Origin of the sequence: Caldicellulosiruptor sp. F32 (assembly GCF_000404025.1) — a bacterium.
GTDB lineage: Bacteria > Bacillota > Thermoanaerobacteria > Caldicellulosiruptorales > Caldicellulosiruptoraceae > Caldicellulosiruptor > Caldicellulosiruptor saccharolyticus.
This window is the reverse complement of record NZ_APGP01000116.1, coordinates 1-13417: the sequence shown is the minus strand read 5'-3', so window position 1 is coordinate 13417 and position 13417 is coordinate 1. Positions and strand designations below refer to the sequence as shown.

The following is a 13417-nucleotide window of genomic DNA, read 5'->3' as shown; positions in this document are numbered from 1 at the left end:
GGAACAACAACTGGGATTACAATTTTGTTAACCCTGTCTTTCACCCTTTTAATTGACCATTCAATGTCCTCACCAATTTGCGAAGCTGTGCATGTTGCGTAAACAAATATAAGGTCGTAGCTATCAAAGATTTTGGCTGCCTCAACTATGCTCTCTTCCAATTTTCTTGCCGCCCCAAATATAATGTCTTTTTCTACAAGGTCTGTTGAGAGTATCATGTAGTTTTTCTTTCTGACATTCTGACCGTAAAATGCACAGTCAGCCGGTGCATGAACAAGATGAAGAGAGTTTTTAATAGGGGCAAGTACCCAGCGCGCACCGTAAAAGGCACATGCGCGCTGGGACATAATCCCTGGGATTGTGGGCCTTTGACACTCAGGAACTCCATCTTTGGTTATATGCTGATTCCTCTGTTGCAAAAGATTTTGAAGCTTCATAAATCTCACCGCTTTCATATACAAAAATTAAAAAACTTTACTGATGCAGCTTATCATGCGGATATGAATAATCCAAAATGGTATTGACAATCAAATCCAAAAGCCATATACTGCCTTTGTACCCTGTAATTCCGTACCTAAAATACCCTACTCTGTCGTACACAGGAAAACCAATTCTAACAAGCGGACATTTTATTGATTTGGTGACCTCAACGCCTTTTGAATTTCCAAGCACAACATCAACCCCTACCTCTTTTGCCAAGTACTCAAACTCGTAAAGGTCGCTGTCAACAAGAATCTCTCCTTCTATGTTGTACTCATCAAATATAGCTTTTATCTCATCTGTGAATGTTGGGCTTGGGGTTGCGGTTTCAACTACCTTAACATCCATTCCAAGCTCACACAAAAATCTTGTGACACCAATTACAATGTCAGGGTCGCCAAACACAGCAGCCTTTTTCATCATTGTGTACTGGCATGTATCTGCCATGGCATCTAATAAAAGCCCTCTTTCAACTTTTAGTTCATAGGGTATTTCCACCCCATACACTTGTGAGAGATTTTCAATGAACCTGTCAGTGTTGGCAACACCCACAGGGAAAGGTCCCAACATGCTCTTTACACCAAATTCGCTTTCCAAATATTTGGCAGCAGAGCCTCCGGCATGTGGACAAAGTGAGACTGCTACCTTGCCGTTTGCACTGTCTTCAAGCTCTGAATAAGGTGTGCCACCTTCAGGGTAGAGTGGTTTTGGCGGCATAAGTGGTGAGTTTAGAGTTTTTGAGATATCAAATAGCACCGAATAATCAATCTTCATAAGGTCTAAGATGTGTTTTATCTCCTCAATATCGCCAGGGTTTATCATGCCAGGGATTATATATGCTTTGCCATTTTCCTCTTTTTTCTTTGCAAAGTACCTTACATATGAGATAGTTGCTGTGTCATACCCTTTTACATGCGTTCCTGCATAACTTGGTGTGTGAATTGGTACAATATATACACTATTTGTCACCTCACTGCTCAGCTCCTCAGAAAGCTTTTTGTACGCCTCTTTGATAAACGCTTCAATATCATCGCCTATTGTCTCGCTCGAACATGTGGTGATTACACCAATTACTGTTGGTGAGTATCTCAAAACAAGGTTTCTGATACCCTCTATGAGATTTCGGCGCCCACCAAAGACAGCCGCATCCTCATGGAATGATGTCACTGCAATGTTAACCGGCTCTTTAAAATGTCTGTTGAACTGGTATCGCACATAAGTACAGCAACCTTGTGAACCCTGGACAAGCGGAACTGCTTTGTCTATACCAAGGGTTGCGTACATTGCACCAATTGGCTGGCACATCTTTGGCGGGTTAATTGTCACATGCCTGTTTGCCTTTGAGATTAAAGGGTTAGCCAGTTTGGTTGCCATTTTGCACTCCACCTCTCTCCTACAAAATTCCAAACAGGTGCGTATAATGATTTGTAAAGGTCTCTTGCAAAGTTTACAAGTCCCTCAAAAGCTACATACGGCCCATTCTCGTACGAATGTGAATTGAGTGAGGGCACACCCAGCTTGTGCGCAAGGTATTTCTCTTTAAGACCAGTGAGGAATATATCAGGTTTGTATTTTTGTATTACCTCTTCAAGCTCAAGCTCGTTGGGATTGTCTATGACAAGCACACCATCGTCTGCCCTTGCATTTATCTTTTCATAGTCATCCTCATGCCCAAATGTGGTAGCACATGCCACAACTTCTATTCCAAGGTCACGCATAAGCGGTATCCAGTGCCAAACACGCGGTGCTCCAACATAGATCATTGCGCGTTTTCCGCGTAGCTTTTCTCTGTAAAACTGAAGCCTTGGCATGATTGATTCAAGCTCTTCTTCAATGACCTCTTCAACCTTCTTTTGGATTCCGAAAAACTCGCCAATTTCACGAAGTGAGTTGATTGTCTCTGTTATCCCAAAAAGTGTGACACGAATAAACGGCGTTCCATACTTTTCCTTCATCAGCCTTGCTATATATGTGGCTGACCTTTGACAGTGCACAATGTTGAGTTTTGCATGGTGCATCTTGCAAAGATTGTCATATGAAGCATTGCCGGTAAATGCTGTGATAATTCTAAGTCCTATCTTGGTAAATAGCTTTTCAAGCACCCAGTAATCTCCATCAATGTTGTACTCGCCTATGATATTAACATCATACGGCGTTGGGTCTTCAAGTTCTTTTGTCCCAACAATCTTTTCAAAGATTGTGTGGTTTGCTATATGATGTCCTTTGGATTGGCTAACACCACAAAATCCTGGTGAGTTGAAGGCAACTACTGGTTTTCCAATTGCTTTTGAAGCTTTTTTAGCAACTGCTTCTAAGTCATCGCCAATCAGGGCAGTAGGACATGTTGCATAGATGAACACTGCTTTCGCTTCAGGAAATTCCTGGTTTGCTTCGATGATGGCGTTGTAAAGCTTCTTTTCCCCTCCAAAGACTATGTCCTTTTCCTGCATATCTGTTGAAAAGCAGTATTTTCTGTGAAACTCACTGTCTGAAAGATGTCTTCGAGACGACCATGTATAGTAAGCACAGCCAACTGGCCCATGGACTATTTGAATTACATCCTTTACAGGTCCTCCAACAACACCTCTTGCCCCTGCAAATGCACACCCACGTTCTGTCATGTCGCCGGGCACTGTCCTGACGTTGCAAACAGGTATCACAGGATTTTTCTTATCAGTGATATATGTGTGCCTTCCTCTTTCTTCAATGCACTTGTCACAATCAAGAGTTACAAATGGCATTTTTATTCAGCCCCCTTTTTTGACAATTTTTTATACCAAAGCCTCAAAGCCTTTTTCCCTTGTCCTGATTCTTATGCTATCTTCAACAGGAAGGACAAATATCTTTCCATCTCCTACCTGGCCTGTGCGGTTTACCGCCATGATGATGTTGACAACCCTTTCTACATCCTTGTCATCAACAATGATTGTAATCATGCGCTTTGGAACAAACTCCATAGCAGATGATGAAAGCACCATCTCGGTTGCCTTGTCAACCTCAATAGCTTTTACCTCACCAACAAGTCCACGCTGCCTGCCGCGCCCCAATACTTTTTGGAAGGTGGCAGCAGGATACCCTGCTGCCGCCAGTACATCTTTTGTCACGCCAACCTTGTTCATTCTGATAATTGCTATTATCTCTTTCATTTTGGAAACTTCACCACCTTACGTTTTTGTAAATAAATTTAAAGCTTCTTCTCACCTGTTCTGATTGTATACGCCTCTTCAACAGGGCTTATAAAAATTTTGCCATCTCCAAAGTTTCCTGTGTATGCATTTTGTAGAATGATATCTACAACTTTTTGGCAATCCTCATCCTCAACAACCATCATCAGCATTGTTTTTGGAAGTTCATCATATAGGATACTTCCTGTTCTGATTCCCTTTTGTTTGCCTCGACCAAATACATCAATCTTTGTCATAGAAACAAAACCATTTGAGTCAAGTGCACGAACAACCTTTTCTTGCATCTCCGGCCTTATTATTGCCCTTATCATCTTCATAACTCAAAATACCTCCCTGAATTTTTCTGCTTTTTTGATGTATGTTAGTCTGCCAGTCCATACTCTTCTATTAGCTTTTCAAGCTCATCCATCGGCATTGGTTTTGGAATTACAAACATATCGTTTTCTATTATTCTCTTTGCAAGGTCTAAGTACTCTTTTGCCTGATTGCTCTCAGGGTCATATTCAATCACAGTTTTTCTGTTAATCTCTGCTTTTTGGACAATGTTGTCGCGGGGTATGAACTTTATAAGCTGGGTGCCAAGCCTCTTGCAAAACGCTTCTAAAAGCTCCTTTTCGTTTTCTACCCTCCTTGAGTTGCAGATAATTCCGCCAAGTCGAACGCCACTTGTCTCCGCAAACTTGAGGATTCCTCGGCAGATGTTGTTTGCAGCATAAAGTGCCATCATCTCACCAGAGGCTACAATGTAAATCTCGTTTGCCTTTCCTTCTCTGATTGGCATTGCAAAACCACCACAAACAACGTCACCCAGAACATCATAGAATACAAAGTCAAGGTCGTCAGTAAAAGCTCCAAGCTCTTCTAAAAGGTTAATTGCTGTTATAACACCACGCCCGGCACACCCAACACCAGGCTCTGGCCCACCAGACTCAACACACCTAACTCCACCAAATCCTGTGAACATTACCTTGTCAAGCTTGACATTGCTCTCACCAACCTCTCTGACAGTGTCCATTACTGTTACCTGTGATTTGACTCCCAAAATTAGGCGCGTTGAGTCAGCTTTCGGGTCACATCCGACAATCATTACCTTTTTGCCAAGAGTTGCTAAAGCTGCAACTGTGTTTTGAGTTGTTGTAGACTTTCCAATACCGCCTTTTCCATAGATTGCAATCTGTCTCATTCTTTTTTTGACCTCCCTTTCACCAAGATAGTTTTTTATTGAATTGTCAATTTTGTTATGGTAAACTTTAATTTGAGGGTACAAAGAGGATATAATTTTGCGTGCCAGGGGGAGATTATTTTTGTACAAATTCACCAGCTTGTGTGGAGGGTGAAGGAAGTACTTTTTTGCTCTCCCCCTGAATTTTATCTTTATTTGAAATAAGGATAAAATCTATAAAAAGGGCAACAGCAGACACCAAAATTTTTGGGTTTTCTCAAAACTTTTGATAACACGTGGCAATGGCAGGCACAAAACACATTATTCACTTTTCAAAAGAGAGGGGCGCAAGAGGCAAGGCAGATTTATTATCCTCTCAATTTGGGGGTGTTTTGGATGCCTGCTGTTGCCAAATTATAAGCGGGAAATTACTGACCGAAGATATAGGGTAGTCCCCAAATTTCATATCGCACTTTCTCCCTTTTCGCCGGTTCTGATTCTCACTGCATTTTCGACATTGTAGATGAATATCTTTCCATCGCCTATCCTGCCAGAGCGTGCAACTTTTATGATTGTGTCTACAATTCTATCGACCTCTGAGTCTTTTACAATAAGCTCAATCTTTATTTTTGGTAAGAGGTTTATGTTAATCTCAACACCTCTGTAATACTCAGTCTTTCCCTTTTGAAGACCACAGCCCATAACCTGTGACACCGTCATACCTTTGATGCCAAGCTGGTTTAAAGCATCTTTTACCTCTTCAAGCTTCTCAGGCCTGATTATACACTCAATCTTTTTCATAATCTTCACCCTTTTCAATTAAGATTTGGCTTATCTACATATTTTTACTTAACTGTTTGAGATTTTATTACAAAGTCTCCATACGCTGCTGTGCCATGTTCTGTAACATCCAGACCTTCTATCTCTTCCTCTTCAGAGACTCTCAAACCAACTGTGAGCTTGATAATTGCAAAGAGGATAAAGGCTGTTATTGTAGTCCATATAAACGTTGAAACAACTCCGGCAAGCTGCACTAAAAATTGTTTTATTCCACCGCCATAGAAAAGACCTCCATCTGTTGCAAAAAGACCAACCATCAGTGTACCAAACGCACCACATACGCCATGCACTGAGATTGCACCGACTGGGTCATCAATTTTGAGCTTTTTGTCAATGAACTCAACAGCGACAACTACAAGTATTCCTGCAAGACCACCAATAATTGCTGCACCCCAAGTGTTGACTGATGCACATCCTGCTGTAATTGCAACAAGACCAGCCAAAGCACCGTTTAGTGTCATACTAACGTCTGGTTTTTTGTACTTTAGCCATGTATATATCATCGCCAAGTCCGCACCCATTGCAGCTGCCAAGTTTGTATTGACTGCAATATCGCCAATTTTGTCGTTCATACCTGAAAGAGTAGAACCTGGGTTGAATCCAAACCAGCCAAACCACAAGATAAATGTGCCAAGAGCTGCTAAGGTTATGCTATGGCCTGGGATAGCATTGACCTTGCCATCTTTTGTGTATTTTCCTATTCTCGGTCCAAGCATTGCGGCACCTATCAGTGCACTCCAGCCACCAACAGAATGTACAACAGTTGAACCTGCAAAGTCAATAAAGCCGAGCTTGCTAAGCCAGCCGCCGCCCCACGCCCAGTGACCAACAACAGGATATATTATGAATGAAATAACTGCGCTGTAGATACAGTAAGCAATGAACTTTGTTCGCTCAGCCATAGCACCAGAGACAATCGTTGCGGCTGTTGCTGCAAATACTGTCTGGAACATCAAGAATGATGTAAGTGGAATTGAAAGCCCTAAATGTTTGAATGAGTCGCTTAGGAAAAATCCTGACGTTCCTATAAAACCACCAGCATCTTTGCCAAACATGAATGCAAACCCGAACAACCAGAAAATTACAGAACCAATTGCAAAGTCCATTAGGTTTTTCATAACAATGTTGCTTGCGTTCTTTGCTCTTGTAAAACCTGCTTCAACCATTGCAAACCCTGCTTGCATGAAGAAGACCAAAAACGCTGTAATAAGCACCCACACATTGTCAATTGCTGTTGCGACCTTTTCAGGTGTAATCTGGTCAGCTTTTGCTGTGCTAAATCCTAATATCAAAGCAAGGATTAAAAGTACAATACCAAGCAGGATTTTAAAACTTCTATTCATTTTTAACCCTCCTCATTTAATTGAAAGTTGATTTGAATTTGAAAAGCACTTTTTAACACCTCCCTGCGCCCCTCTTTTCAGAAATAAATTTATGTGGTATAATAAAAAAGCTATTTTAAAGAAAAAAGTAAAAGAAAAAACATTGCAAATGGGTTGTGTGTGGAGTATTATCCCATGTGAGGTAAAAGAAGTATTGAGTAAATTGCGGTGTTAAATAAAAAAGGCAAAGGCAACCTTTTGAAAGGCGCCTTTGCCTTTCTTTTTTTATTCTCTTTGTTTATTCTCATTATATTCTTCATTTTGCAATTTGTCAATACCAAAATTGCATTTTATTTTATATAAAGTTTTTAAGGTAATTTATAATTGTTTTAGATATTGTATATAAAAAGTAGGATGTATTTGTATGCTTTGCTTTTTGTTAATCTAATTCTATAGTACCTAATTAGATGATTATTGCATGATAACAAATTTACAAGGCAAATTTTTATGGTTATATTATAATGATTAACAGAAAGAAAAAAAAGGAACCAGCTGTAACAGAGAGGTATGCTTCTGTGAAACTTCCAGAGGATTTTAAAATCTTATTCAAAAATTACAACTTTGAAATGTTAGATACAGAGAAACACAAAGAATTAATAGTGAACTACCATCCACCTGAAGAGGTGGAGGCTTCGCAAGAAGTTTGGTAGTGTTATACTACCCTTATTCTCACAGGGTGGTTCACACACCCACTACTGGTTATCTGCCTTATAGCAGATTCACCAGCTACTTTTCTTAAAATATTTATCGCACCGTTTATATCTGCATTAACAACATACCCGCAATCTTTACATACGTACAATCCCCTGTGTTTCCTGTTACTTTTCTTTATTATTTCACATCTACTGCATGTCTGTGATGTATAGCTTTCATCCACTTCCACATACCCTATACCATAATACTTGCACTTTGATTCTAACTTCCTCTTGAACTTCTCAAACGGTATCCCCACAAAATTTTGATTGTTTACTTTACCAAGATTTATCTCTTGTTTTATCTCCTTCATTTTCCCTACTACTACCCAGCCTATTTGATTACTTAAACAATGCTTAACTATTAAGTTGACTGCTTGATTCAAAAAGTTGTCAATTATATGCTGCCTTCTAAGAGAAATCTGAGCAAGTCTTCTACCAGATTTTATCCCTTGCTTGCTGTAAATTGACTGAAGTCTTGCTCTTTCCTTGTTGTACCATCGGTTGACTGATTTTATATACCTGCCTTCTATCAAAAAGGCAGTCCCGATGGTATCAGCCACCGCTGCAAAATTGTCAAGCCCTAAGTCTATCGATAAGTACTTGCTTTTGTCAAGATTATAAGACTGTTCTTCTTCCTCATACACATACTCAATCTCAAACCATCTGCCATGAAACTTTGGTATTATCCTGACTTCCTTGAGCTTTTTGCCTGTAATGTTTTGCGGCAACTCAAAATACAAGTACCTTATCCCAAATTCCCTGTAAAAATTTCTACCAAGACTGAGTCTTAGTTTATCCCCTTCTACCTTGAACTGGTCCTTAGGGAAAACAATCTGGTACATCCCATCCTTTGGTAGGTATTTTGGTATTGAAACTTTTTTATCTGTTTTCTCTTCTTTTTTAGCTTTCAAAAGACCTAAAAAGGATTTAAAACCCTCATCTACAGAAATAAGCGTTTGCTGGGCAACCTGCGATGGAAGCAGTCTGTAGTTTTCATTTTCCTTTACAAGATGATATACACTTTCATATCGCAGATATTGCCGGGTTTTGAAATAGTGTTGCCTTATGTGATACAAAGCATAATTGTATAGATTCTTTGAAAAATGGCACAGTATTTGCAACAACATGTATGTTTGTTTATCACATCTTATGTGATTTTTCTGGGTTTTGTACATTTTGCATCACCTTAAGAATATTGTATCATATCTTTGGCAATTTATCTCCATCTTATAGAAGATGGAGTCTTCTTGCTTGATCTGATAAATAACTGGGTAGATAGATCTAAATATTATTGACATGTTCTTTTTGAGCAATTAGCAGGAACATCTCACTGCTATCAATATTGCAAATGCTATTTAGCTTTGCTTTTTGGCACAAGACGATGATTTCATTCATCGGCGGCAGAAAATGATTCTTTACTGGTTCAGGAAGGTCTTTATGAAGGCTATTTATTCTATCTCTTGACTGTGAATGAGCAATTGCAAGCTTGCCACCTTCTTTTAGCATCTGAGAAAACTTTTTCACTGCCATTTCTTTGTCTTCTATATGGGGAAAGACTGAGTAGCATATGATAGCATCAAAGTATTCCTTGAAAGAAAGGTCTACAACATCGCAACAAACAAAATCTACATTTTCTATATCTTTGTACTTTTCTTTTGCTCTTTCAATCATCTTCTTTGAAATGTCCACCCCGAGATAGCTTCCTTGCTGCCCGACAAATTTTAAAATATATTCTATCAAAACTCCTGTGCCACATCCAACATCTAAAACCTTATCACCCTTTTTGAGCTGGATTTTTTCTATTATTTCATTTACCTTTTGAGGGTCATGCCATGCAATTTCATCCCATTTTTCTGCAAGCATGTCAAAATACTCTCGCACATCCATGTTTATCTTTCACCTCTTTTTAATAAGACTGTTGAGAAAAATTGCATATAGCAAAAAAGCAAAAGCCCACAAAAGGAAAATTCGAGATGCTTCTTCCCTTCGTGGGCTTTGTTATTCTATATTGTTTTTTTAGCTACTATTAAAATATATTATCAGATTTTCTTTTTAATGAAAACTTTTTAATAGTATAAAACTCTTTTTGATTATTTAAACAAGGTCAAGAGCACACCTGCTGCAACTGCAGAGCCTATAACCCCTGCAACGTTTGGACCCATTGCGTGCATGAGTAAAAAGTTTGACGGGTTCTCCTTTTGCCCAACAACTTGAGAAACACGTGCTGCCATAGGAACAGCTGAAACACCTGCAGATCCAATTAGAGGATTGATTTTCCCACCAGAGAGTTTGTACATTATCTTGCCAAACACAACGCCACCAGCTGTTGCAAATATGAATGCCAAAAGTCCCAAGAAGATTATCGCAAGTGTCTTTGGATTTAAAAACCTGTCTGCACTTGCCGTTGCACCAACAGAAAGTCCTAAAAAGATTGTGATGATGTTAATAAGTGCATTCTGAGCAGTTTCTGAAAGTCTTTCAACAACTCCACATTCTCTGAAAAGATTGCCAAGCATGAGCATGCCAATCAGTGGTGCAACAGATGGCAAAAGTAGAGATACAATTATTGTCACAGCAATAGGGAAAACTATCTTTTCAAGTTTTGAAACCTCTCGAAGCTGATCCATCTTGACCATGCGCTCTTCCTTTGTTGTCAAAAGCTTCATGATTGGCGGCTGGATAAGCGGAATTAGCGCCATGTAAGAATATGCAGCAATTGCAATAGCTCCAAGAAGGTGTGGCGCAAGCTTGGTGGTAAGGAAAATTGCAGTTGGACCATCAGCACCACCAATTATGCCAATAGATGCTGCTTCTTGCGGTGTAAACCCAATAAGAAGCGCTACCATAAAAGCAAAATAAATTCCAAACTGGGCAGCAGCGCCAAGAAAAAGACTGCTTGGCATTGCAATTAGTGGCCCAAAGTCTGTCATCGCCCCAACACCAAGAAAAATCAGTGGTGGATAAATGCCAAGCTTTACTCCTTGATAAAGATAATAAACAAGCCCGCCCTTGTCTTGGCTTGACAAGAAAGAAAGTGGCAGGTTTGCAAGCATCATACCAAATGCAATAGGCAAAAGCAAAAGCGGTTCAAACTTTTTGCCAATTGCAAGGTACATCAAGACGCATGAAATCCCAAGCATAATAGCCTGACCTAAGGTTATCTTTGCAAAACCTGATGTTATGAGTATATCAGAGATTGCTTTTGTTATCATATTGAAAAATTCCATCTTTGCTTCTCCCCTTCTTTGGTAATTACTTTAAGATTGCTAAAATATCACCACTTGCAACCTGAGCTCCTTTTGATACAACTACCTTTTCAACAGTGCCATCTTCCGGTGCCATAATCTCATTTTCCATCTTCATCGCCTCTAAGATAAAAAGAACATCACCTTTTTTGACCCTTTGCCCCTCTTGGACATTCACAGCCAAGATTTTTCCTGGCATTGGCGCAGAAATCTTTATTCCTCCGGCTACTGCTTTGCCAATCTCCTCTGCTGATACCTTTTTTGAAGTTTCATTAGCCTGTTTTGAACCATTGCCGTTTTCTACTCTTTCAACTTCAACCTCAAACTTCTTACCATTAACTGTTACAATATATTTCATCTCAAAAATCACCCTCCGCAAAAATAAGTTTTATTTCAAAACATTTTTTACCTGTTAACAGGTTTTATTGATTTTATTTTTAGCTCAGAAAGTGGAATACTGGTGTCAAATGAAACTGCTGCCAAAATTGCCGCAACCTCTTCATCATCAGCGTCAATTACCAAAGCTTCACCTGAGACAAAACCTGTTTTGTCTGCTGGTTTGTACTCATCCGTCTCATCTATGGTGAGATTTAAACCTTCATCAATACCACTTTCTTTTTGTGGCGCTTTTGCAATCCTTTGTAAAACTTTTGAAAGAAGGCTTATAATTAAGCTCAAAAGCGCCAAAACAGCAAAGACAATGAGCATTCCAATAATGGTGACTTCAAACCCTAAGATGAGCCTCTCACCCAGTGTACTGTAGTTGTAATGCATCTTTTCTCACCTTCTTAAAACTTATGATTTCAAACCTTCAATTGTATACACAATCTTTCGCATCTGGGCGGTCTTCGGTTTACTTCTATTTTTCAAAAACTCTTCAGCAACCTGCGGGAAGAGAATGTAAGATAAAACATCCTCATCAGTCTTTGCAAAGTCTTTTATCTGCTGTTTTGTCTTTTCGAAAATGGGCTCTAATGTGTCTGCAAACCTTCCTTCAATCGGCTTTTCGCTGCCAAGCACCTTTTTTACAAGCTCAGGATTTATCTCCCCAGGCGGTTTTCCATACTCTCCTTTTATATATGCCTTTACCTCTTTCAAAATCACCTTGTACCTCTCGCCAGCGAGGACATTTGCAGCAGCCTGTGTCCCAACCATCTGGCTCATTGGTGTGACAAGCGGTGGATAACCTAAATCCTCTCTTACCCTTGGTACCTCCATCAAAACTTCATCAAGCTTATCCAAAGCGTTTTGCTGCTTTAGCTGCGCAATAAGGTTTGAAAGCATCCCACCTGGAATCTGATAAATGAGTGCATCTGTATCTGTTGACAAAACAAAAGGATTAAGTAGCCCATTTTGGATAAACTTGTCTTTTACGGGCTTGAAAAAGTCGTTTATCTCTTTTAGTACCTTGCTATTTAGCCCTGTGTCAAGGCCCATTTGCTTTAGAGCATAGTTGAGTGTCTCTGTTGGTGGCTGTGATGTGCCTCCTGAAAAGCTCGAGATTGCTGTGTCAATACCATCAACTCCAGCTTCAACTGCTTTTAGGTATGTGAGAATTCCAAGCCCTGTTGTGGAGTGTGTGTGAAGGAAAACTGGTACCTTTACGTTTTCTTTTAGGGCTTTCACAAGATCATAAGCTTCTTTTGGGCTCATGATACCTGCCATGTCTTTTATGCAGATGGAGTGAACGCCCATATTTTCAAGGTCTTTGCCAATCTTTACGTACATCTCAAGATTGTGGATTGGGCTTATAGTATACACAATTGTGCCCTGTGCATGACCACCTGCTTTGATTGTCTCATCAACAGCAACTTCAATGTTTCGCAGATCATTTAAAGCATCAAATATCCTTATTATATCCATGCCATTTTCAATAGATTTTCGAACAAACATCCTCACAACATCGTCTGGGTAATGCTTGTAGCCCAAAAGGTTTTGACCACGTAAAAGCATCTGAAGCTTTGTGTTTTTCACTTTTGATCTTATTTTTCGCAAGCGTTCCCAAGGGTCTTCATTTAAGTACCTAAGACATGAGTCAAATGTTGCACCGCCCCAGCACTCAATTGAATAATACCCTGCAGAGTCTATTCTGTCTAAAATACCTTCAAAATCTTCCAAAGGCATCCTTGTTGCAATTAGTGATTGCTGGGCATCCCTTAAAACGGTTTCTGTAATGAAAATTCTCTTCATTTTTTTCAACCCCTTCTACCACCTGCTTTGAATTTTGCTGCCAATTTTATTTTGGTCAATTTTTTAACAATAAGCGCACGGTATTTATTGTATCATCTTTACTTAAATTTTTCTACATTAAACCTTACAAACCTGTTTGTGAATATTTCACATTGATTGCTTTATATCTGTGCCTACTACTTCCAAAAACCTGGCAAGATTGTTATATATATGCATGGAAATCTACAAAAAATAAAAG

General features: G+C 39.5%; 14 protein-coding genes and 1 pseudogene. 1 reads left to right on the top strand and 14 read right to left on the bottom strand.

The annotated features are described in order from the left end of the window. From H964_RS10330 to H964_RS10295, 8 genes are all read right to left on the bottom strand, one after another. Positions 1-437, bottom strand: a 437-nt coding sequence (locus H964_RS10330) for a nitrogenase component 1 (protein WP_039767382.1), incomplete at its 3' end; no start/stop codon positions are given. A 37-nt stretch (positions 438-474) separates the two neighbouring features. Beyond that, a complete protein-coding gene (locus tag H964_RS10325) occupies positions 475-1854 on the bottom strand; it encodes a nitrogenase component 1 (protein ID WP_039767380.1) in 1380 nt (459 codons plus the stop codon). Next, the gene (locus H964_RS10320; protein ID WP_039767379.1) at positions 1827-3221 is read right to left on the bottom strand and encodes a nitrogenase component I subunit alpha; all 1395 of its coding nucleotides are present in this window, start codon (positions 3219-3221) and stop codon (positions 1827-1829) included. The genes H964_RS10325 and H964_RS10320 overlap by 28 nt, the downstream gene beginning before the upstream one ends. A 30-nt stretch (positions 3222-3251) precedes the next feature. Beyond that, positions 3252-3626, bottom strand: coding sequence for a P-II family nitrogen regulator (locus H964_RS10315; RefSeq protein WP_039767375.1), 375 nt, complete (start codon positions 3624-3626; stop codon positions 3252-3254). A 38-nt stretch (positions 3627-3664) separates the two neighbouring features. Further along, positions 3665-3982, bottom strand: a complete 318-nt coding sequence (locus H964_RS10310) for a P-II family nitrogen regulator (RefSeq protein WP_011917963.1) — start codon at positions 3980-3982, stop codon at positions 3665-3667. Between the two features lie 44 nt (positions 3983-4026). Beyond that, complete coding sequence (nifH, locus tag H964_RS10305) at positions 4027-4848, bottom strand: nitrogenase iron protein (RefSeq protein ID WP_013433018.1); 822 nt, start codon at positions 4846-4848, stop codon at positions 4027-4029. Positions 4849-5289: 441 nt separating this feature from the next. Beyond that, positions 5290-5628 carry a P-II family nitrogen regulator gene (locus tag H964_RS10300; protein WP_039767372.1) on the bottom strand — a complete coding sequence of 113 codons (339 nt, stop codon included), beginning with the start codon at positions 5626-5628 and terminating at the stop codon, positions 5290-5292. Positions 5629-5672: 44 nt separating this feature from the next. Then, positions 5673-7010 (bottom strand): ammonium transporter, encoded by a 1338-nt coding sequence (locus tag H964_RS10295; protein ID WP_039767370.1) that lies wholly within the window; start codon positions 7008-7010, stop codon positions 5673-5675. Positions 7011-7564: 554 nt separating this feature from the next. Here H964_RS10295 and H964_RS13585 point away from each other — a divergent pair. Continuing rightward, positions 7565-7651: pseudogene (locus H964_RS13585) on the top strand (DUF6922 domain-containing protein); the annotation flags it as partial. A 50-nt stretch (positions 7652-7701) separates the two neighbouring features. On the opposite strand, the gene H964_RS10285 reads toward H964_RS13585, so the two are convergent. The 6 genes from H964_RS10285 to H964_RS10260 form a co-directional block, all read right to left on the bottom strand. Continuing rightward, the gene (locus tag H964_RS10285) at positions 7702-8919 is read right to left on the bottom strand and encodes an RNA-guided endonuclease InsQ/TnpB family protein (protein WP_039767366.1); all 1218 of its coding nucleotides are present in this window, start codon (positions 8917-8919) and stop codon (positions 7702-7704) included. Positions 8920-9025: 106 nt separating this feature from the next. Continuing rightward, the gene (locus tag H964_RS10280; RefSeq protein WP_039767364.1) at positions 9026-9631 is read right to left on the bottom strand and encodes a class I SAM-dependent methyltransferase; all 606 of its coding nucleotides are present in this window, start codon (positions 9629-9631) and stop codon (positions 9026-9028) included. 203 nt (positions 9632-9834) lie between these two features. Then, entirely contained in the window at positions 9835-10971 is a 1137-nt protein-coding gene (locus H964_RS10275) for a sodium ion-translocating decarboxylase subunit beta (RefSeq protein ID WP_039767362.1), read from the bottom strand. A 25-nt stretch (positions 10972-10996) separates the two neighbouring features. Next, the gene (locus H964_RS10270; protein WP_039767360.1) at positions 10997-11347 is read right to left on the bottom strand and encodes a biotin/lipoyl-containing protein; all 351 of its coding nucleotides are present in this window, start codon (positions 11345-11347) and stop codon (positions 10997-10999) included. Positions 11348-11394: 47 nt separating this feature from the next. Further along, positions 11395-11763 carry an OadG family transporter subunit gene (locus H964_RS10265; protein WP_039767358.1) on the bottom strand — a complete coding sequence of 123 codons (369 nt, stop codon included), beginning with the start codon at positions 11761-11763 and terminating at the stop codon, positions 11395-11397. A 21-nt stretch (positions 11764-11784) separates the two neighbouring features. Continuing rightward, positions 11785-13179 (bottom strand): oxaloacetate decarboxylase subunit alpha, encoded by a 1395-nt coding sequence (locus H964_RS10260; protein ID WP_039767384.1) that lies wholly within the window; start codon positions 13177-13179, stop codon positions 11785-11787. Positions 13180-13417: the final 238 nt, after the last annotated feature.

What these genes read in the sequence shown, in the direction of transcription:
- H964_RS10325 (WP_039767380.1), bottom strand. Translation starts at nt 1,854, where the DNA reads ATGGCAACCAAACTGGCTAACCCTTTAATCTCAAAGGCAAACAGGCAT.
- H964_RS10320 (WP_039767379.1), bottom strand. Translation starts at nt 3,221, where the DNA reads ATGCCATTTGTAACTCTTGATTGTGACAAGTGCATTGAAGAAAGAGGA.
- H964_RS10315 (WP_039767375.1), bottom strand. Translation starts at nt 3,626, where the DNA reads ATGAAAGAGATAATAGCAATTATCAGAATGAACAAGGTTGGCGTGACA.
- H964_RS10310 (WP_011917963.1), bottom strand. Translation starts at nt 3,982, where the DNA reads ATGAAGATGATAAGGGCAATAATAAGGCCGGAGATGCAAGAAAAGGTT.
- nifH (WP_013433018.1), bottom strand. Translation starts at nt 4,848, where the DNA reads ATGAGACAGATTGCAATCTATGGAAAAGGCGGTATTGGAAAGTCTACA.
- H964_RS10300 (WP_039767372.1), bottom strand. Translation starts at nt 5,628, where the DNA reads ATGAAAAAGATTGAGTGTATAATCAGGCCTGAGAAGCTTGAAGAGGTA.
- H964_RS10295 (WP_039767370.1), bottom strand. Translation starts at nt 7,010, where the DNA reads ATGAATAGAAGTTTTAAAATCCTGCTTGGTATTGTACTTTTAATCCTT.
- H964_RS10285 (WP_039767366.1), bottom strand. Translation starts at nt 8,919, where the DNA reads ATGTACAAAACCCAGAAAAATCACATAAGATGTGATAAACAAACATAC.
- H964_RS10280 (WP_039767364.1), bottom strand. Translation starts at nt 9,631, where the DNA reads ATGGATGTGCGAGAGTATTTTGACATGCTTGCAGAAAAATGGGATGAA.
- H964_RS10275 (WP_039767362.1), bottom strand. Translation starts at nt 10,971, where the DNA reads ATGGAATTTTTCAATATGATAACAAAAGCAATCTCTGATATACTCATA.
- H964_RS10270 (WP_039767360.1), bottom strand. Translation starts at nt 11,347, where the DNA reads ATGAAATATATTGTAACAGTTAATGGTAAGAAGTTTGAGGTTGAAGTT.
- H964_RS10265 (WP_039767358.1), bottom strand. Translation starts at nt 11,763, where the DNA reads ATGCATTACAACTACAGTACACTGGGTGAGAGGCTCATCTTAGGGTTT.
- H964_RS10260 (WP_039767384.1), bottom strand. Translation starts at nt 13,179, where the DNA reads ATGAAGAGAATTTTCATTACAGAAACCGTTTTAAGGGATGCCCAGCAA.